Here is an 18,042-nt window from a genome sequence, read left to right as displayed (position 1 = left end):
GAGCGGGAGCCGCGGGTGGGCACGACCCGGGGGGCACCGCCCCGGAGTGACACGTGGGCGGCGGGCGCCGGGGGACACCCGGGCGCGCGTGGGCGTCCCGGGGTCAGACGACCTGGTGGAGCCAGCGGACCGGGGCGCCCTCGCCGGCGTAGCGGAAGGGTTCGAGCTCGTCGTCCCAGGGCTTGCCGAGCAGCCGGGCGATCTCGGCCTCGAGCTGGGTCTCGCCCTGGGCGGCGCGGACGAGGGCGGCGCGGAGGCGGTCCTCGGGGATCAGGATGTCGCCGTGGATACCGGTGACCGCGTGGAAGATGCCCAGCTCGGGCGTGGCGCTGTAGCGCTCGCCCTCGGCGGTGGGGCAGGGCTCGGCGGTGACCTCGAAGCGGAGCATCTGCCAGCCGCGCAGCGCGGAGGCGAGTTTGGAGGCGGTGCCCGGTTCGCCCCGCCAGGAGAACTCCGCTCTCCAGGTGCCGGGTGAGGCCGGCTGCCGGATCCAGTCGAGCTGGACCCTCGCACCGAGCACTCCCGCCACCGCCCATTCGACGTGCGGGCACAGCGCGCGCGGTGCGGAGTGTACGTACAGGACTCCACGTGTCGTCACCGGGACCTCCAGTGTGGGACGAGGTTCGCCTTTCCCAGCGGCCTCAGTAAACAGCATCGGGAGTGAAACTCCGCAAAAGGGACAGCATGTGACGTGATGTAATTTACCGGAGCCGGTTGGCGAAGGCGCCTGACGGTTCGACGGGGAAAAGCTACCGTGCGCCGGGGCGCTTGGGATGACGTACGGTCTGCCCCGGGGACCTGGACCCCAAGCATTCACCCGCCAGGACGCCGACGAAAGGGCTACCGGATGCTTGCCGGCCGACGAGGCCGTATACGCCCGCTCACCACGTGGGCGGTGGCCGCCGCCCTGGTGGGAGGCGCCGCGCTGACCGGGTGCGAGGCCGCACCGGAGCGCGGGCCGGGCGTGGCGTCGCGCCCCTCCCCCTCGCCGAGGCCCTCCCCGGCGTGGGACCCGAGCCCGGCGTCGGTCGCGGCCGTCGGGGATTCGATCACCCGCGGGTTCGACGCGTGCGGGATCCTGGTCGACTGCCCCGAGATGTCCTGGGCGACGGGCGGCGACGCGCGGGTGAACAGCCTGGCGCGGCGGCTGCTGGGCCCGTCGGCGCTGCCCTCGCGGAGCTGGAACCTGGCCCGGTCCGGGGCGCGGGCCGCCGAGCTGCCGGTGCAGATGGAGCGGGCGGCCGTGCGGCGGCCGGGGCTGGTGACGGTGATGGTCGGCGCGAACGACGCCTGCCGGGACAGCGCGGACCTGATGACGCCGGTGCCGGAGTTCCGCGCCTCGCTGGAGGAGGCGATGGCCCGGCTGCGCGCGGTGTCGCCGAAGAGCCAGGTGTACGTGTCGAGCGTGCCGGACCTGATGCGGCTGTGGTCGACCGGGCGGACCAGTGTGCTGGGCAAGCAGGTGTGGAAGCTGGGCGTGTGCGCGTCGATGCTGGGGGACGCGGACGACGTCGGCGCGGCGGCCGCGGCGCGGCGCCGGGAGGTGTACGAGCGGGTGGTGGCGTACAACGGGGTGCTGCGGGACGTGTGCGCGGAGGACCGGCTGTGCCGGTACGACGGCGGGGCGGTGTTCGGCTACCGCTTCTCGGGCGGGCAGTTGAGCCCGTGGGACTGGTTCCATCCGAGCGCGGACGGCCAGGGGCGGCTGGCGGAGATCGCGTACCGGCAGGTCACGGGGGCCGGGCGTGGGTGACACCGGGGTGTGCGGCCGGCTGGCCGACGGTACGGCGGTCCACCGCTGGGTCCTGGAGCGGGGCGGTACCCGGGTGGGGGTGCTGACCTACGGCGGCATCGTGCAGTCGGTGGAGGTGCCCGACCGGGACGGCGCCGTCGCGAACGTGGTGCTGGGGTACGGCTCCCCCGCCGGGTACGAGGCCGATCCGGGGCCGTACTTCGGGGCGCTGGTGGGGCGGTACGCGAACCGGATAGCGGGGGGTTCGTTCACGCTGGACGGGCGGACGTACCGGCTGGCCCGCAACGGGGGGCCGAACAGCCTGCACGGCGGGGAACGCGGGTTCGACAAGCGGGTGTGGGCCGCGGAGGCGGTCGACGGCGGGGTGCGGCTGTCGCGGGTGAGCCCGGACGGCGAGGAAGGCTTTCCCGGGCGTCTGGAGGTCTCCGCCACGTACACCCTGGACGCCTCGGGCGCGCTGCGGATCGCGTACGAGGCGGTGACGGACGCGCCGACGGTGGTGGCCCTGACGAACCACACGTACTGGAACCTCGGCGGGGCGCACGAGATGCGGCTGGCGGCCGGGCACTACACACCGCTGGACGACGCGTCGGTCCCGACCGGTGTCGTCGCGACGGTGGCCGGCACCCGGCTGGACTTCCGGACGTGGCGCCCGGTGGGCACCGGGCTGGACCACAACTTCGTCCTGGACGGGGACCCCGGGGTGCCGGCGGCCGAGCTGTACTCGCCGGTGTCGGGGCGGCTGCTGACGGTCCGTACGACCGAGCCGGGCCTCCAGGTCTACGCGCCGGGCCGGCCGGACGGCGTGGCGCTGGAGACCCAGGCCTTCCCCGATTCCCCGAACCGGCCCGGGTTCCCGAGCACGGTCCTGCGGCCGGGCGAGGTGTACGCGTCGGAGACGGTGTACGCGTTCGGGGTCCGTCAGGCCCCGACGTCCAGGGACGTGCGCAGCCGGGTATCGGTGAGCGAGCGCCCGGCCAGCACCTCGTAGGCGCCGGGGACCACCGTCCAGGCGCCGGCCGCCTCGTCCCAGACCTCGAACGCCCGCCGCGGGATGCGGACCAGGGCCTCGGCGCTCTCGCCCGGGCCCGCCTCGACGCTCGTGAAGCCGGCCAGCCAGCGGGCGGGGCGCTCCACCGGGTCGTCCACGGGTGCCACGTAGAGCTGGACGACCTCGCGGCCCGGGCGGGTGCCGGTGTTGCGGACGCGCACGGTGGCGCCGCCGGGTGCCGGTTCCAGGGTCTCGTACTCCCAGGTGGTGTAGCCGAGGCCGTGGCCGAAGGGGTACGCGGGGACGGTGCCGGCCCGGTCCCAGGCCCGGTAGCCGATGAAGAGGCCCTCGCTGTAGGCGAGTTCGCCGTCGCGGGGCACGACGTCGGTGACGGGTGCGTCGGCGAGGGCGGCGGGCCAGGTGGTGGGGAGGCGGCCGCCGGGCTCCTCGGCGCCCAGCAGGACGTCGGCGAGGGCGGCGCCGCCCTCCTGGCCGGGGAACCAGGTCAGCAGGACGGCGGCGACGTCGTCGCGCCAGGGCATCTCGACCGGGGAGCCCGCGTTGACGACCACGACGGTGTTCGGGTTGGCGGCGGCGACGGCCCGCACGAGGTCGTCCTGGCGGCCGGGCAGCCTCAGGTCGGCGCGGTCGAAGCCCTCGGACTCGACGCGCTCGGTGGTGGCGACCACGACGACCGCGGTGCCGGCGGCGCGGGCGGCCGCGGCCGCCTCGGCGATCAGTTCGTCGGGGTCGCGGCGCGGCCCGCGGTGGAGGAGCGAGAACAGCACGCCCGGCAGGGGCGCGGCGTGTTCCGGGTCGAGCGGGTGGAGCGGGTGGAGCAGGGACACCTCGACGGGGACGCCCTCGGTGAGGGTGAGCGTGCCGCGTTCCAGCGGGGCACCGACGAACGCCTCGAACGGGTCGGCCTCGTCGCCCATCTCCTGGACGCCGTCGTAGAGGGTCCGGCCCGCGACGGTGAGGGTGAGGGCGCCGAGGCCCCGGGTGCCGAAGGTGTGGGCGCCGCTCTCGCGGGGCGTGAAGGTGCCTGTCACCTCGACGCTGTGCAGCCGGTCGCGGGTGACGCCCCCGGGCAGGTCGTCGCCGATCCACTGGACCTCGCCACTGGGCAGCGCCCCCTCGCCGATGACGGTCCCGGCCGCGTCGCGGCAGACGGCGCGCAGCGCGAAGCCCCGGGCGGCGGGCGCGGGTTCGTCGTCGGGGTGGGCGCCGACGGCGTGGGTCAGCGCCCCGGGGGGCAGCGCGGCGGTGAGGCCGTCGAGCGGGGAGACGGTGCGGGCGGGGAAGACCTGGGCGGAGCCGCCGCCGAGGATCCGGGCGTCGCGGGCGGCGGCGCCGAGCAGGGCGACCGTGCCGCCCGGTGCCAGTGGGAGGGCGGCGTCGTTGCGGACGAGGACGAAGGAGCGGCGGGCGACCTCCCGGGCCAGGGCGTCGCCGTCGACGGGGCCGGGGAGGGCGGTGACGGCCGGTCCGGCGCCGTCCAGTGCGCCGACGCGGGCGGCGAGCCGCAGTACGTTGCGGACGGCCCGGTCGACGGTCGCCCCGTCGACCCGGCCGGCGCGGACGGCGGCGGCGAGGGCCTCGCCGTACACGCTGCGGGGGCCGGGCATGGCGATGTCGAGGCCGCCCTCGGCGGCGCGCGCGGTGTCACGGGCGGCCGTCCAGTCGGAGACGTTGGCGCCGTCGAAGCCCCATTCGGCGCGCAGCACCTCGTTCACCAGGTGGTGGTGCTCGGTCATGGTGGTGCCGTTGACCCGGTTGTAGGCGGTCATGACGCCCCAGGGGCGGGCGTTCTTGACGATGGCCTCGAAGGGGGCGAGGTACAGCTCACGCAGCGGGCGGGGGGCGACGGTGTTGTTCACGGTGAAGCGGTCGGTCTCGGCGTCGTTGGCGACGAAGTGCTTGACGGTGGTGGCGACGCCGCCGGCCTGGACGCCCAGGACGTAGCCGGTGCCGATCTCGGCGGTGAGGTACGGGTCCTCGCTGTACGCCTCGAAGTGGCGGCCGCCGAGGGGTGAGCGGTGCAGGTTGACGGTGGGGGCGAGGAGGACGTGGACGCCCTTGCGGCGGGCCTCCTGGGCGAGCAGCCGGCCGGCGCGGCGGGCGAGGCCGGGGTCCCAGGTGGCGGCGAGCGCGGTGGGGGACGGCAGGGCGACGGACGGGTCGTCGGCGGTCCAGCGGACGCCCCGCACGCCGATCGGGCCGTCGGACATGACCAGCGATTTCAGGCCGATCTCGGGGAGGGCGGGCAGGGACCACATGTCCTGGCCGGACAGGAGGCGGGCCTTGGCGTCGAGGTCGAGCGCGCCGAGTGCCGCCTCGACGGCCTCGTCGTACCGGTCGCCGGTCGCGTCTGTCACCGTCGTACCTCCGGGTCGGTGTGCGGGCGGTACGCCCCATGGTGCGCCCGTCACCTGTAGGGCGGTAGGTTCCGTTATTCTTCCGTTACCCAAAGGATCGGAGTACGAGGATGGCAGCGGCCAGGGCCAGGAGCGAGGAGCGGCGTGCGGAGATCGTGCGCGCCGCCCTCGAAGTGATCGCCGAGCGCGGCTACCGGGGCGCCTCCCTCGGTGCGGTCGCCGCGCGGGTCGGGCTGACCCAGCAGGGGCTCCTGCACCACTTCCCCACCAAGGAGGCGCTGCTCGTCGCGGTCCTGGAGGAGCGCGACCAGTGGGACACGGGCGGCGGCGGGAGCGGCGGCCGCGACGGCTGGCGGCTGGACCTGCTGGCGTCGCTCGTCGAGTACAACGCCATGCGGCCGGGCATCGTGCAGACCTTCTCGGCGCTGCTCGGCGAGAGCGTGACGGAGGACCACCCGGCGCGGGACTTCTTCACCCGCCGCTACGCCCAGGTGCGGGCGGAAACGGAGGACGTCCTGCGGGCCGAGTACGGGGACCGGCTGCCCGGCGGGCTGACCCCCGAGCGGGCGGCACCGCTGGTGGTCGCGGTGCTGGACGGGCTCCAGTACCAGTGGCTGCTGGATCCGGACGCGGTGGACATGCCGGCCGTATTCCGGGACTTCCTGCGGCTGTTGGGGGCGCGGTAGCGTTCCGGCACCCTACGGAAGGACTGCCTCCTGTGCCCCGGACACCGTCGCGCATCACGCTGGTCGCCGCTCTCGCCGCGCTGACGCTCCCCCTGGCCACGGCTCCCGCCCGCGCGGCGGCCCCGGCCGGCGGACCCACCGTCGAGGAGGCCCGGCTCGACCGGGCCGTGCCCCGGGAGATCCTCACCCGCAGCGGGTTCGGCACGGTGGCGCCCCGGTTCGCCGACGCGCTGGACGGGGCCGTGTCCTACGCGGCGGCCGAGCGGGTGGTCGCGGGGCACGCGTCGGGGCTGTGGCGGCGGGCGGTGGACCGGGCGCAGGGACGGGGCCCGGCGGGGGGCGACCTCGCCCGGGACGACGACCGCCCGCTGTACTGGGCGCGGCTGGCGATGACCCGCGAACTGCGCGCCTGGGAGCCCGGCTTCGCCCTGCCGCCGGAGGCGCGGAACCGGCTGCTGGACCGGCTGGAGACCTCCTCGCGCGGCCAGGACGCCATCCGCTACCCCGCCGGGAAGGGCGTCAAGCGGGTGCTGGTGACCGGGTTCGACCCGTTCACGCTGGACCGGGACGTGCGGATCAGCAACCCGTCGGGCGCGGCGGCCCTCGCCCTGGACGGGACGCTGCTCCGCACGGCCGACGGCCGGCTCGCCCGGGTGGAGACGGCGGTGTTCCCGGTGCGCTGGGCGGACTTCGCGGACGGCGAGGTGGAGCGGACCCTGCGCCCGCACCTGCCGCACGTGGACGCCTTCACCACGGTGAGCCAGGGCCGCGTCGGCCGGTTCGACGTCGAGCGCTACAACGGGGCCTGGCGCGGCGGGTTCGGCGACAACGAGAACGTGTCCGCGACGGGGACCGTGCCGGTCGCCGACCCGGCGTCGCAGCCGCAGTGGACGGCGACGACCCTGCCGTACGCGACGATCCTGGCGGCGGACACGGGACGGTTCCCGGTGTACGACAACACCTCGGTGACCGAGGTCCCGGCGGGCGGCACCGCCCCGGTGGTCCGGCCCGGCGGGCCGACCCCCGGCTCGGCGGCCCGCGCGGGCGGCGGCGGGGACTACCTGTCCAACGAGATCGCGTACCGCGCCACGCTGCTGCGCGACCGGCTCGGCCTGGCCGGGCTGCCGGGCGGGCACCTGCACACGCCGGTGCTCCAGTTCGGCGCGGGCAACACCGACGCGGTGACGGACCCCGAGTTCCTGCGCAACCGGGCGGACATCACCGCCCAGGTCAGGGCCGTCGTCGCGGTGGCCGCGGCCGGGGACTGAGCGGGGCGGGCCGGGCCGGGGCGCCGGGTCAGCGGACGGCGGCCAGGACGTGGCTGTGCCCGTACTGCCAGACCACGCCGGCCTGCTCGAACCCGGCCTCGCGCAGCAGGGCCAGGTGGCTGGAGACGGTCAGGTCGTTGCCCTCGCAGCGCGGGTGCCGGTGGCCCCCGCGCCGGCCGAGGAAGCGCGCGAGCTCCGGGTCGGAGGCGGCCCCCGACCACCAGGACTGCCAGTCGTCGTGACCGAGGGTCAGGTGGCGCTCGGCATGGCGGCGGCCGATGTCACCGGCCAGTTCGGAGACCTTCGGGGCGTCCGGGCTGATGTGGTCGCCGTTGACGAGGACGCCGCCGGGGCGCAGCCGCCCGGCCAGGTCCCGGTAGACCCGGCGCAGTGTGCGGCGGTCCAGGTAGTGCAGGGCCGTCGTGGACACGGCCGCGTCCACCGGGCGGTCCAGGCCGAGCGCGTCGAGCCAGCCCGGCTCGCCGATCACCGCCTCGGCGTGGCGGAGGGCGTTGCCGTAGTACGTCCTGCCCAGTTCCAGCAGCAGCGGATCGGCGTCGACCGCCAGCACCTCGGCGCCCGGGAGGCGGCCCGCCAGCCGCGCCGCCAGCGAGCCGGGACCGCTGCCGAGGTCCAGGACGAGCGGCGGGCCGGGCCGGCCGCGCGTCACGTGCTCGACCACGTCGGCGATGACGGTGAAGCTCTCCTCGCGGTCGACCGCGTACCGCTGCTGCTGGTCCTCCCAGCGCTCCACCCACCGTGCGGCCGTCACCGCGTTCATCCCCATGCCGCACTCACACCCATGGCCGCCCGTGTCCTCCGCGCCTCACGCACCACGTCCGTTATTGAAAATCATTGCAGACTGGCGAGCGTGGCGAGGAGCCTTTCCATCTCTTCGGGTGTGTTGTGGACGTGGAGGCTGACGCGTACGGAGCCGTCCCCTGCCCCTCCCCCGCCGCGCCCGGCCTGGCAGTGGCCGTCGGACCGCACCATGAACCCGTGGCTGAACAGGACGAAGCCCAGGTCCTGGGCGTCGATCCCCCGGTGCCGGAAACTCACCAGGCTCCGGCGCCGCTGCACCGGCGACCCGGCCGCCAGGCTGGTGCGGCAGCCGAGGACCTCGTAGGTGCCCTCCATCCGGCTCAGCCCGTCGGTCAGCAGGGACGTCAGCGCCACGGTCCACCGTTCCACCCGGTCGGTCCCGGCCTCCTCCAGCCAGTCGAGCGCCGCCACCAGGGAGGCGATCCCGGCCGTGTTCGGGGTGCCCCGCCACCCGCCCGGCCGGAAGTCCGGCCCGTGCCGGCGGCGGGCCCACACCGCGCCCGTGCCGGGCAGGGCGAGCGCCTTGTGGCCGGAGAACACCAGGAAGTCCACGTCCAGGCCGGCGAGGGACACCGGCAGGTGGCCCACGCTCTGGGCGGCGTCCAGGCAGATGGCCACGTCCGGCCCGACGGCCTCGCGGACGCGGTGCACGTTCATGTCCGCCCCGTACACGTGGTGCACGTGCGTCGCGGCCACGAACCGGGTGCGCGGACCGGTGATCCGGGCGAGCGCCGCCGGGTCGTAGTCCCCGGAGGCCGCCTGGTACGGCAGTTCGCGGACCCGCACGGCCACCCCCTGGCGGGCGAGCAGGTCCCGGGCCTCCAGCCACGGCGACAGGTTCGCCTGGTGGTCGTGGAACGGCACGACGATCTCGTCCCCGTCCGCGAGGAGGTCCGGCAGCCAGTCCCGGGCGACCGTGCGCAGCCCCTCCGTGGTCCCGCTGGTGAAGTGCACGGACGACCGCTCCGGCTCGGGGTCGCCGAGGAACCGCTTGACCCGTTCCCGGGCGTCCTCCACCAGCGAGGTGGTGGCGTTGGCCCACGGGTACGAGCCCCGGCCGGCGTTGGCGTTGGACGTGGTGAGGTAGTCGTGGACGGCGTCCAGCACGGCCCGGGGCTTCTGCGCGGTGGCGGCGCTGTCCAGGTACACCAGGTCCGGGTGGGCCGTGACGATGGGGAACTGGGCGCGCAGTGCCCGCTGCCAGCCGGCCAGTTCGGCGAGGGTGCCGTCCGCCACGTCAGTCACGCACCAGCGGCGCTCCCGCGTCCCGCCAGGCGACGATGCCGCCGGCCAGGCTGCGGACGTCGGGATGGCCCATGCGGGTCAGCAGGGCGGCGTACCGCGCGGACCGCTCGCCCACCGGGCAGGCCAGCAGCACCGGCTGCCGCTTGCCGAAGGGCAGGCCGCCCCGCAGCAGTTCGTCGAACAGCTCGTCGACGATGTTCACCGAGCCGTCGATGTGGAGCGCCGCGTACGCGAAGGGGCCGCGCAGGTCGATCACCAGCGGGCGCTCCTCGGCGATCCACTTCCGCGCCCCGGCGACGTCGACGACGGTGGCGGTGCGGGCCTCCGTGTCGGTCAGGGTGGCCACCGAGTTCTTCACCGGCGGCCGCCCCAGGAGCTCGGGGCGCCGCTGCCGGACGTACCCGAGGTAGCTCTCCGCCCGGTCGCAGACGATGAAGACGGCGGTCCGCCGCCCGGCCGACTCCCCGTCCAGCGCGCGCAGGTGGCGTACCGCCCCGTGGAAGGCGGCTCCGCCGGTGGGTCCGGCGAGCAGGGCGCAGCGACGCAGCAGGGTCACCATGCCGTCGATCGCGTCGTCGGCGCCGACGGTCTCGATGGCGTCGTAGGTGGCGGGGTCGAAGAGCCCGACCTCCTGCACCTCGTCGGCGGTACGGATGCCGGGGATGAAGTCGCTCTTCTCCCCGACGAGCCCGACGACGCGCACCGCCGGGTCGTGGGCGCGCAGTGCCCTGGCGACGCCGGTGGACGATCCGGCGGTGCCCACGCAGGCGAAGAACCAGTCGGGGGCGCGGCCGTCGAGGTCGGCGATGATCTCGGGGCCGGTGCCGGACGCGTGGGCGTCGGTGTTGAGCGCGTTGAAGTACTGGTCGGTGTGGAAGTGGGCGCTGCCGGGCCGGTTGAGCCGCTGGTGGAACAGGGTCAACGGATCGTCCGTGTCGGTCGGGTCGAGGCACTCGGAGCGTCCCGGCAGTTCCTCGATCTCGGCGCCGAGGAGCAGGAGCAGGTCCTTGATCTCCGGGATGCGCATCCTGTTGGTGACGCTCTTGAAGGGCAGTCCGTGCAGTCCGGCGATGAGGGCGAGCGCCTTGGCGGTGTTGCCGCTGGACAGTTCGACGACCGTCTCGCCGCGCTCCCGGGCGGCGGCCAGACCCCCGCGGGCCATGTTCCACGCGGCCCGGTCCTTGAGGGAGCCGAAGGGGTTGAGCATCTCCAGTTTGGCGTAGAGGTCGATGGTGCGCAGACCGTGGACCTCCGGGTCGATGCGTACCAGCGGGGTGTTGCCGATGGCGTCGGTGATGCTGTCGTACCTCATGTGCGCGGTCCCCCCGGTCGTGTGATCGGCCAGTACTGCTCGTCGAGGCACCAGTGCCAGGAACCCCCTTCCCGGTGGACGGCGACCTTGCGGGCGACGGGCTGCCGCTGGGCGTGGGTGGCGCCGAAGTCCATGCAGTAGCCGGCGGTGTTGGGGAAGGCGAGGAGGTCGCCGGGGCGGGGCAGCCGGGGCAGGTGGACGACGCGGCGGGTGATCAGGTCGGACTCCAGGCACAGGTTGCCCATCAGGTGGACGGCGGCGGGGCCGTCCGGGGCGGGCGGGACGGGGCCGCGGGGCGGGGCGGCGTCGCGGGGCAGGAGGACCGGGTCGAGGAGGACGCCGTGGTCCTCCAGGCTCATGTCACCGGCGTTCATGGCCAGGCGCACCAGGTGGGCCCCGCCGGGGTCCGCCCGCCGTACCTCCAGGACCCTGCCGAGGGTGAGCCCGCACTGGTCCACGAGCGCCCTGCCGGGCTCCACGTACAGCTCGTGGAGGCTCTCCAGCAGCAGGGTGCCCAGCGGGCGGCCGCCGAGCCCCGGGGCGGGGCGCGTCAGCAGTTCGTCCAGGTAGCCGGCGCCGGCGGTCGGGCGGTGGGCGGGGTAGAGGCCCAGCGAGCCCCTGAGGGTGCCGTTCTCCATCCGGAGGCCGTAGCCGTGGCCGTCCCAGGTCATGGGCGGGCGCCGGCCCATGACGGCGTGGGTGAGCGCAGTGGTGTAGCGGTCCCACTGCCCGGCGTGCGCGAGGTAGTCGACGCCGAACCCGCCCCCGACGTCGACGGCGCGCGGGGAGAAGCCGCGTGCCCGCAGCACGTCCATGGCCCGCAGGCAGCCTTCGAGGGCGGCCGCCTTCTCGTCCAGGCCGGTGGTGTCGAGGTGGTAGCCGACACCGACCGGCTCCAGGGCGTCCCGGTGGCGGCCCGCCGTGTCCAGCAGGTCGTCCAGGTCCCCTGCCGGGGAGCCGAAGCGGCTGCGGCGGGACAGCAGCGTGGTGCCGGCGGAGGAGAAGCCGGACAGCCGCAGCACGACCCGCAGCCGGGGCAGCCCGTGGGTCCGTACGAGCCCGGCGGCCTGTGCCAGCTCCGCCGGCCCGTCGGCGTTGACGATCGCCCCGGAGCGGGCCGCCAGCCACAGGAACTCCGGGTCCTTGGGGCCCGTCGCCATGACGCGGTCGCCCGTCCACCCGGACGCGAGGGCGTGCTGCAACTCGCCGAGGGAGGCCGCGTCCAGGGCGGCGTCGGTGGTGACCAGGCGGCGGACCAGCGCGCTGGACCGGTTCGCCTTGTGCGCGAAGAAGATACGGCCGGTGAGCCGGTGGCGGTGGAGGACGGCGCGGAAGCGCTCCACGTTGTCGGCGATCTGGTCCGGCAGGAGGACGTTGAGGGGTGACCCCAGCGCGTCCACCAGCCCGTGCAGGAACGCGCCTCCGGTCTCCAGGAGCGCGGCCGGCCGCCGTTCGAGCCGGGGCTCCAGGTAGAGGGGCTCCTCGTCCGCCCCGAGCGGGGCTCGTACGTCCGGTGTTCCGGGTGGGTCCGTCCCCGCCGTGCGTTTCCCCGCCGTGCTCATCCCAGCTTTTCCTCCCGCTTCCGCGAGGAATGCCGACCGGCTCCGTCGTCGTCCCGCTCTTTATGCCCAACTTTCCCCGGCGGGATGGCCGTGGGGAACGAGACGGCCGGATTCAGCCCGTGCGGCCGGTGGAGCGGTTCCGGAACGCCGTCACGTCACCCCCAGGGTGATCCCCAGCCCCACCAGCGTGCCGCCGATCACCCGGTTGAGGGCCTTCTGGGCCCGCAGCAGCGACGTGCGCAGCTGGGAGTGCGAGAAGAACAGCGCCACCAGGCCGAACCAGGCCAGATGCGCGAGGGACATGAACAGGCCGTAGGCGCCCTGCTGCCACCGTGGCGTGTCCGGGCCGACGACCTGGGTGAAGGTGGAGACCACGAACAGGGTGGTCTTCGGGTTCAGCACGTTGGTCAGGAAGCCGCCGCGCAGCGCGGCCCACCGCGTGAGGGTCTGCTTCGACTCCAGGTCGACCGTCACGTCGGCGCGGGAGAAGAACGTGCGCAGGCCGATGTACACGAGGTAGGCCGCGCCCACCAGCTTGATCGCGGTGAACAGCGCGGTGTTGGCGGCGATCAGCAGGCCCACGCCCAGCATGGTGTACGTGACGTGGACCAGGACACCGGCGGCGACGCCCGCGGCGGACAGGAGCCCGGTCTTCCGGCCGTGGAGGCAGCTGTTCCGTACGACCATGGCGAAGTCGGCGCCCGGGCTGATGACCGCGAGGACCGTGATGACGGCGACCGCGAGCAGCTCAGGCACCGGGCACGCTCCCGGGCTTGCCGTACGGGCCCGCGCCGGTGCCCGGCCCCGCGTGCGTGCCCGGGGCCGGCCCCGCGTCGGCGCCCGCGTCGCCCGGCCCGCCGGCGGGCGGCTCCGGCCGCTCCTCCAGGTCGCGGACCAGCAGCGTCGCACCGGCGACGGCGCCCGGCATCAGGAACACCGCCACGAACGGCACCAGGAAGGCGAGGGTCAGCGGCACGCCGAAGCCCAGCGTGAGCATGCGGCGGCCGCGCAGCATCGCGAGGCGCTCCTTGAGTTCGACCCGGCGCCGCTGGAGCGCCACCGCCGTGAGCTCCTCCGCCAGGAAGAAGCCGGACACGCAGAAGCCGAGCACGGGGACGACGGTCTGGCCGACGACCGGGATGAACCCGAGCGCGAAGAGGACGATCCCGTACAGCACCACCCGCAGGAGGATGCGCACGCTGTCCCGGCCGGAGATCCACAGCTCGCGCCAGAGCGGCAGCCCGGACCGGGGCACCTCGCCGCCCTCGGCGCGGTCGACCTCCTCGGAGAGCGACTCGTAGAAGGGCTGGCCGACGAGGAGGGTGACGGCGGTGAACGTCACGACGGCCAGGAACAGGCCGAAGGCGAAGACCAGCGCGGTCAGGAAGCCGCGGAAGGTGCCCCGCCAGGGCGAGGACCAGTCGTCCGCGAAGGGCGTCGCCCACGCGGTCAGGTCGTCGGCCCCGTAGGCCAGACCGGCCAGCGCGGCCGCGTACAGCAGCAGGGTGACCAGGCCGGGCAGCAGCCCGAACCCGAACCACCGGCCGTGCCGGCCGACCCAGCGCTGGCCCTTCATCAGATAGCCGAAACCCACCCCGAGATCACGCATGGGGCCACCCTAGCGGGGGGCTCCCGCGGGAATTCCCCGGGCCGGTGACAGCTTGATCCATCGTCATGATCATTACGCGGGAGGGAGTACGGGTGTCGGACCGGAGGGCTGTTCGGGGGACCGTGGCCGAGGGCTTCGAGGCGGTACGGGAGGAATTCGCCGCGGTGGTGGCCAGGGAGAGGCCCGACTACGCGGCGCAGGTGGCCGCGTACGTGCACGGCCGGAAGGTCGTCGACCTGTGGGCGGGGCCGGACACGGACGGGGAGACGCTGTACGGGGTCTACTCCTCCACCAAGGGCGCCGCGCACCTGCTGGTCGCGCTGCTGGTCCAGGAAGGGACGCTGGACCTGGACCGGAGGGTGGCGCACTGGTGGCCGGAGTTCGCGGCGGGCGGCAAGGGCGCGGTGACGCTGCGCGACCTGCTCACGCACCGCGCGGGCGTGGTCGGCGTGGACGGCGGCTTCTCGCCGGAGGAGCTGGCGGACGACCGGGCGATGGCCGGGCGGCTGGCGGGGCAGCGGCCCTACTGGCGCCCGGGGGCGGGGTTCGGCTACCACGCGTACGTCATCGCGGCCCTGACCGGCGAGGTGGTGTTCCGCGCGACCGGGCGGACGCTGCACGAGCTGTACGAGGAGCGGATCCGCGCCCCGCACGCGCTGGACTTCTTCCTCGGCCTGCCTCAGGAGCACGAGCCGCGCTTCCGTCCGGTCCAGCCGATGGACCCGACGCCGGAGCAGCGGGCGGAGCTCGCCGCGGCGGAGGTGCCGGACGTGCCCGGCACCCTGCCGTCGATCGCGTACAACCGCAACGGTGAGCGGCCGACCGACATCGAGAGCCTGCCCAACGACCGGCTGGTGCGCGCCAAGGGACCGGCCTCGTTCGGCGGGGTGGCGTCGGCGCGCGGGCTCGCCGGGATGTACGCGGCGGCGGTGACCGGGCTGGAGGGGCGGGAGCCCCTGCTGGAGGCCGGCACGGTGGCGGAGATCGGCCAGCTCCACTCGGTCGGGTACGACCTGGTCGGGCGGGACCACAGCTCGTTCGTCCTCGGCTTCCAGGACTCGACGTACCGGTACCCGTTCCTCGGCAGCGGGTCGTTCGGTCACGGCGGGGCGGGCGGGTCGCAGGCGTTCGCCGACCCGCGGGCGGGCCTGGCGTACGGGTTCACGCGCCGCCGGTACGCCTTCCCGGGCGGGGCGGCGCCGGAGAACGTCCGCCTCGTGCGGGCGGTGCACTCGGCGGCGCTGGCGTCGGCGCCCTGACGCGGCCGGGGCGGCCCGGGCCCGGACGGTACGGCGGAGGGCCGCACCCCGAGCGGGTGCGGCCCTCCGGCGCGTACGGGCGGTGCGATCAGGCGACGTCGAGGTCGACCGTGATGTTGCCGCGGGTGGCCTTGGAGTACGGGCAGACCTGGTGGGCCTTCTCGATGAGCTCCTTGGCGGTGGCGGCGCTGACGTTCGGGATCTTCGCGGAGATCTTGACGATGATCCCGAAGCCGTCGGCGTTCTTGCCGATGCCGACCTCGGCGGTGACCGTCGAGCCGGTGATGTCGGCGCCCTCCTGGCGGGCGACGACGCCGAGCGCGCCCTGGAAGCAGGCGCTGTAACCGGCGGCGAAGAGCTGCTCGGGGTTGGTGCCCTCGCCGGACCCGCCCATCTCCTTGGGCGGGTTCACGACGACGTCGAGCTTGCCGTCGTTGGTGGCCACGCGGCCGTCACGGCCGTTCTCGGCGGTGGCGACGGCGGTGTACAGGACGTCGGACTGCTGGATCGACATGTAAGAGGTTTCCTCCTGTGTGGCGCCGCGACTCGCGCCCGTGATCGCGGCGGGCTGGAGGTGAGCCTATCGGGTGAGTGAAACGATCATCTTGCCGGTGTTCTCGCCGCGCAGCATGCCGAGGAACGCCTCGACGCCGTTCTCCATGCCCTCGACGACGGTCTCCTTGTACTTCAGCTCACCGGAGGCCAGCCAGCCGGCGACCTCCTTGACGAACTGCGGCTGGAGCGCCGCGTGGTCGCCCACGAGCATGCCCTGGATGCGCAGCCGCTTGCCGATGACCAGCGCGAGGTTGTGCGGGGCGGGGGTCGGCTCGGTGCTGTTGTACTGGGCGATCATGCCGCAGATGGTGGCGCGGCCGTGCACGTTGAAGGACGAGATCGCGGCTTCCAGGTGCTCGCCGCCGACGTTGTCGAAGTAGACGTCGATGCCGTCCGGGGCCGCTTCCTTGAGCTGGGCGGCGACGGGGCCGTTCTTGTAGTTGAAGGCGGCGTCGAAGCCGTACTCCTCAGTGAGGAGCCGGACCTTCTCGTCGGAGCCGGCCGAGCCGATGACCCGGGAGGCGCCGCGGAGCTTCGCCATCTGGCCGACCTGGCTGCCGACGGCGCCGGCCGCGCCGGAGACGAAGACCACGTCGCCCTCCGTGAAGGACGCGACGTCGAAGAGACCGGCGTAGGCGGTGAGGCCGGTCATGCCGAGGACGCCGAGGTACGCGGAGAGGGGGGCGAGGGAGGCGTCGACCTTGGTGGCGTGCTTGGCGTTCACGTCCGCGTACTCGCGCCAGCCGAGGCCGTGCAGGACGTGGTCGCCCACCGCGAAGCCCTCGGCGGCGGAGGCGATGACCTCACCGACCGCGCCGCCCTCCATGGGCCGGTCGAGCTGGAACGGCGGTACGTACGACTTCACGTCGTTCATGCGGCCGCGCATGTAGGGGTCGACCGAGAAGTGCAGGTTGCGGACGAGGATCCGGCCCTCGGCCGGCGCGGCGACGGGCGCCTCGCGGAGAGCGAAGTCCTCGGGCGCGGGCCAGCCGTGCGGGCGGGCGACGAGGTGCCATTCGCGGCCGGACGCGGGAAGAGCGGACATGGTGCGGGCCTCCTGGTATTGCTGCACGCCGTGCGTGTTTCGTTCACTACCTGAAACAACCATGCGCCTGGATATTTCAGGTTGTCAAGTAAATGGGTATCCTGGACCCATGTCCAGCAGACGCACAGACCCGCTCACCCTCGAAGTGGTCGAGCTCATCGGCTCGGTGGTGACCCGCTACCACGAGGAGTACGAGCAGGCCGCCGCGCAGCACTCCCTGACCGGCGCCCAGGCCCGTGTCCTCGGGCTGCTCGCCCTGGAGCCGACGCCCATGCGCCGCATCGCGCAGTCGCTGCGGTGCGAGCCGTCCAACGTGACCGGCATCGTGGACCGCCTGGAGGCGCGCGGCCTGGTGGAACGCCGGCCGGACCCGGCCGACCGCCGGGTCAAGATCGCGGCGGCCACGGAGGAGGGCCGCGCCACGGCCCGCCGCCTCCGCGAGGCCCTCGACTTCGCGCGCGAACCCCTCGCCGCCCTTTCCGAGGCCGAACGCACCGCCCTCCGCGACCTCCTCCGCCGCATGCTGGGCACGCCGGGCGAGTAGGGAGCGTCCGCACAGTACCGGCGCCCACCCCGGGGGGGCGCCGGTACTTCGACGACGTCGGCGCGGGGCTGCCGGGTGACGGGCCTTCGGAGTACGGGCCGCCGGCCCGTGACCCGGCTCAGGGGCCGGGGCCCGATCGGCCGGGGTGCGGGGTGCCGGGGGTCAGACGCACCACCAGAGGAACCAGTCGCACGACTCGGTCGGGGTGGGTTCCGGGGCGGGGTCGGCGGGTGGCGGGGGCTCTTCGGGGGCCGGGTCCTCGGGGGCGGGGTCGCCAGGGTCGCCCGGGTCACCGGGGTCGCCGGGCCCGCCCGGCGGCGGGTCCTCGGGGGCCGGGTCGTCCTGGCCCGGGTCCTCGGGGGTACCCGGCTCCTCGGGGTCGCCCGACGGCTGCGGGGCGGACGGGCCGGTGCCCGGCTCGCCACCCGGCGCCGAGGCGGACGCGCCGGGCGCGTGCGACGGCGCGCCGGAGCCCTCGTCGCCGGGACCCGCGCCCTCCTCGGGGCCGGCCGTGGCGGACGTCGCCGTCACCGGTTCGGTGACCGGGCTCGGGCCGTCCGGCACCTCGGAGCCCTCCGGCCGGGCGGGCAGCGGGTCCGGGAGGGCCTCGTCGTCCTGCCGTACGGCGGTGGCGGAACCGTCCTCGCCCGGGTGCTCGATCGCCAGCTCGGCCAGGCTCAGCAGCCCGGCCGCCAGGACGAGCGCGCCCACCACGGTGAGCAGCTTGCGCCCCCGCCGCTTGCGGGCACGGCGCCCCGCCGGGCGCGCCCGGCGGGCGGGCGGCTGGGCACGGCGCGCCTGGCCGCGGGCACGACGGGGCCCCGCGGGCGGATGCTCCTCGTCCCGGTCCAGCTCGTAGACGTGCTCCGCCGCGGACGTCTGGGCGTCGTCGTGCCGGAGCTCCTCGACGGGCGTTCCGCAGCCGGCACAGGCCAGGGCGCCGTTGAGGTGCCTCTGACACTGGTGGCAGTAATCCATGGCGCCCGCAGATTATGCGCCGCCGGGACACCGGA

17 protein-coding genes are annotated in these 18,042 nt (G+C 74.7%); 6 read left to right on the top strand and 11 right to left on the bottom strand.

The window, feature by feature from the left end:
- Window positions 1-103 precede the first annotated feature (103 nt).
- Complete coding sequence (locus ACZ7LK_RS02650; RefSeq protein ID WP_392276499.1) at window positions 104-598, bottom strand: DUF3145 domain-containing protein; 495 nt, start codon at window positions 596-598, stop codon at window positions 104-106.
- 249 nt (window positions 599-847) lie between these two features.
- Here ACZ7LK_RS02650 and ACZ7LK_RS02645 point away from each other — a divergent pair, with 249 nt between their 5' ends.
- Window positions 848-1,753 (top strand): GDSL-type esterase/lipase family protein, encoded by a 906-nt coding sequence (locus ACZ7LK_RS02645; protein ID WP_392276498.1) that lies wholly within the window; start codon window positions 848-850, stop codon window positions 1,751-1,753.
- Window positions 1,746-2,744 (top strand): aldose epimerase family protein, encoded by a 999-nt coding sequence (locus ACZ7LK_RS02640; RefSeq protein WP_392276497.1) that lies wholly within the window; start codon window positions 1,746-1,748, stop codon window positions 2,742-2,744. Before ACZ7LK_RS02645 ends, ACZ7LK_RS02640 begins: the two co-directional genes overlap by 8 nt.
- Here the strand turns inward: ACZ7LK_RS02640 and ACZ7LK_RS02635 are convergent.
- The gene (locus tag ACZ7LK_RS02635) at window positions 2,675-5,122 is read right to left on the bottom strand and encodes a beta-glucosidase (RefSeq protein ID WP_471138052.1); all 2,448 of its coding nucleotides are present in this window, start codon (window positions 5,120-5,122) and stop codon (window positions 2,675-2,677) included. The genes ACZ7LK_RS02640 and ACZ7LK_RS02635 overlap by 70 nt on opposite strands.
- A gap of 110 nt (window positions 5,123-5,232) precedes the next feature.
- Here ACZ7LK_RS02635 and ACZ7LK_RS02630 point away from each other — a divergent pair, with 110 nt between their 5' ends.
- Both ACZ7LK_RS02630 and ACZ7LK_RS02625 read left to right on the top strand, forming a co-directional pair.
- Complete coding sequence (locus ACZ7LK_RS02630) at window positions 5,233-5,808, top strand: TetR/AcrR family transcriptional regulator (RefSeq protein WP_471138050.1); 576 nt, start codon at window positions 5,233-5,235, stop codon at window positions 5,806-5,808.
- A 32-nt stretch (window positions 5,809-5,840) separates the two neighbouring features.
- Window positions 5,841-7,076, top strand: coding sequence for a pyroglutamyl peptidase (locus ACZ7LK_RS02625; RefSeq protein ID WP_471138049.1), 1,236 nt, complete (start codon window positions 5,841-5,843; stop codon window positions 7,074-7,076).
- 28 nt (window positions 7,077-7,104) lie between these two features.
- Here the strand turns inward: ACZ7LK_RS02625 and ACZ7LK_RS02620 are convergent, their stop codons facing one another.
- The 6 genes from ACZ7LK_RS02620 to ACZ7LK_RS02595 all read right to left on the bottom strand — a co-directional run bounded on the left by ACZ7LK_RS02620 (window position 7,105) and on the right by ACZ7LK_RS02595 (window position 13,626).
- The gene (locus ACZ7LK_RS02620; RefSeq protein WP_471138047.1) at window positions 7,105-7,863 is read right to left on the bottom strand and encodes a class I SAM-dependent methyltransferase; all 759 of its coding nucleotides are present in this window, start codon (window positions 7,861-7,863) and stop codon (window positions 7,105-7,107) included.
- 65 nt (window positions 7,864-7,928) lie between these two features.
- Entirely contained in the window at window positions 7,929-9,143 is a 1,215-nt protein-coding gene (locus tag ACZ7LK_RS02615) for an aminotransferase class V-fold PLP-dependent enzyme (RefSeq protein ID WP_469464771.1), read from the bottom strand.
- Window positions 9,136-10,455 (bottom strand): pyridoxal-phosphate dependent enzyme, encoded by a 1,320-nt coding sequence (locus ACZ7LK_RS02610; protein WP_471138045.1) that lies wholly within the window; start codon window positions 10,453-10,455, stop codon window positions 9,136-9,138. Before ACZ7LK_RS02610 ends, ACZ7LK_RS02615 begins: the two co-directional genes overlap by 8 nt.
- Window positions 10,452-12,017: a type III PLP-dependent enzyme domain-containing protein gene (locus ACZ7LK_RS02605; RefSeq protein ID WP_471138043.1), complete on the bottom strand. Its 1,566-nt coding sequence runs from the start codon at window positions 12,015-12,017 to the stop codon at window positions 10,452-10,454. Before ACZ7LK_RS02605 ends, ACZ7LK_RS02610 begins: the two co-directional genes overlap by 4 nt.
- A gap of 150 nt (window positions 12,018-12,167) precedes the next feature.
- A complete protein-coding gene (locus tag ACZ7LK_RS02600) occupies window positions 12,168-12,773 on the bottom strand; it encodes a LysE family transporter (RefSeq protein WP_471138041.1) in 606 nt (201 codons plus the stop codon).
- Window positions 12,766-13,626 carry an EI24 domain-containing protein gene (locus tag ACZ7LK_RS02595; RefSeq protein ID WP_471138039.1) on the bottom strand — a complete coding sequence of 287 codons (861 nt, stop codon included), beginning with the start codon at window positions 13,624-13,626 and terminating at the stop codon, window positions 12,766-12,768. Before ACZ7LK_RS02595 ends, ACZ7LK_RS02600 begins: the two co-directional genes overlap by 8 nt.
- 65 nt (window positions 13,627-13,691) lie before the next feature.
- On the opposite strand from ACZ7LK_RS02595, the gene ACZ7LK_RS02590 reads away from it, so the two are divergent.
- On the top strand, window positions 13,692-14,885 hold the full coding sequence (locus ACZ7LK_RS02590; protein ID WP_471138037.1) for a serine hydrolase domain-containing protein: 1,194 nt from the start codon (window positions 13,692-13,694) through the stop codon (window positions 14,883-14,885).
- An 88-nt stretch (window positions 14,886-14,973) separates the two neighbouring features.
- On the opposite strand, the gene ACZ7LK_RS02585 is transcribed toward ACZ7LK_RS02590, so the two are convergent.
- Window positions 14,974-15,399: an organic hydroperoxide resistance protein gene (locus ACZ7LK_RS02585; protein ID WP_392276487.1), complete on the bottom strand. Its 426-nt coding sequence runs from the start codon at window positions 15,397-15,399 to the stop codon at window positions 14,974-14,976.
- Between the two features lie 66 nt (window positions 15,400-15,465).
- The gene (locus tag ACZ7LK_RS02580) at window positions 15,466-16,485 is read right to left on the bottom strand and encodes an NADP-dependent oxidoreductase (protein WP_392276486.1); all 1,020 of its coding nucleotides are present in this window, start codon (window positions 16,483-16,485) and stop codon (window positions 15,466-15,468) included.
- Between the two features lie 109 nt (window positions 16,486-16,594).
- On the opposite strand from ACZ7LK_RS02580, the gene ACZ7LK_RS02575 reads away from it, so the two are divergent.
- Window positions 16,595-17,029, top strand: coding sequence for a MarR family winged helix-turn-helix transcriptional regulator (locus ACZ7LK_RS02575; RefSeq protein WP_392276485.1), 435 nt, complete (start codon window positions 16,595-16,597; stop codon window positions 17,027-17,029).
- 162 nt (window positions 17,030-17,191) lie between these two features.
- Here ACZ7LK_RS02575 and ACZ7LK_RS02570 read toward each other — a convergent pair whose 3' ends face one another.
- Window positions 17,192-18,007 carry an SCO2400 family protein gene (locus ACZ7LK_RS02570; protein ID WP_471138034.1) on the bottom strand — a complete coding sequence of 272 codons (816 nt, stop codon included), beginning with the start codon at window positions 18,005-18,007 and terminating at the stop codon, window positions 17,192-17,194.
- Window positions 18,008-18,042: the final 35 nt, after the last annotated feature.

It is taken from the genome of Streptomyces sp. NPDC039423, assembly GCF_055598725.1.
The sequence above is the reverse complement of the archived record's forward strand: the minus strand, read 5'-3'. Positions and strand labels throughout refer to the sequence as shown.

Coding starts and splice junctions, on each gene's coding strand:
- ACZ7LK_RS02645 (WP_392276498.1), top strand. CDS start 848: ATGCTTGCCGGCCGACGAGGCCGTATACGCCCGCTCACCACGTGGGCG.
- ACZ7LK_RS02630 (WP_471138050.1), top strand. CDS start 5,233: ATGGCAGCGGCCAGGGCCAGGAGCGAGGAGCGGCGTGCGGAGATCGTG.
- ACZ7LK_RS02620 (WP_471138047.1), bottom strand. CDS start 7,863: ATGGGGATGAACGCGGTGACGGCCGCACGGTGGGTGGAGCGCTGGGAG.
- ACZ7LK_RS02610 (WP_471138045.1), bottom strand. CDS start 10,455: ATGAGGTACGACAGCATCACCGACGCCATCGGCAACACCCCGCTGGTA.
- ACZ7LK_RS02605 (WP_471138043.1), bottom strand. CDS start 12,017: ATGAGCACGGCGGGGAAACGCACGGCGGGGACGGACCCACCCGGAACA.
- ACZ7LK_RS02595 (WP_471138039.1), bottom strand. CDS start 13,626: ATGCGTGATCTCGGGGTGGGTTTCGGCTATCTGATGAAGGGCCAGCGC.
- ACZ7LK_RS02590 (WP_471138037.1), top strand. CDS start 13,692: ATGATCATTACGCGGGAGGGAGTACGGGTGTCGGACCGGAGGGCTGTT.
- ACZ7LK_RS02585 (WP_392276487.1), bottom strand. CDS start 15,399: ATGTCGATCCAGCAGTCCGACGTCCTGTACACCGCCGTCGCCACCGCC.
- ACZ7LK_RS02580 (WP_392276486.1), bottom strand. CDS start 16,485: ATGTCCGCTCTTCCCGCGTCCGGCCGCGAATGGCACCTCGTCGCCCGC.
- ACZ7LK_RS02575 (WP_392276485.1), top strand. CDS start 16,595: ATGTCCAGCAGACGCACAGACCCGCTCACCCTCGAAGTGGTCGAGCTC.
- ACZ7LK_RS02570 (WP_471138034.1), bottom strand. CDS start 18,007: ATGGATTACTGCCACCAGTGTCAGAGGCACCTCAACGGCGCCCTGGCC.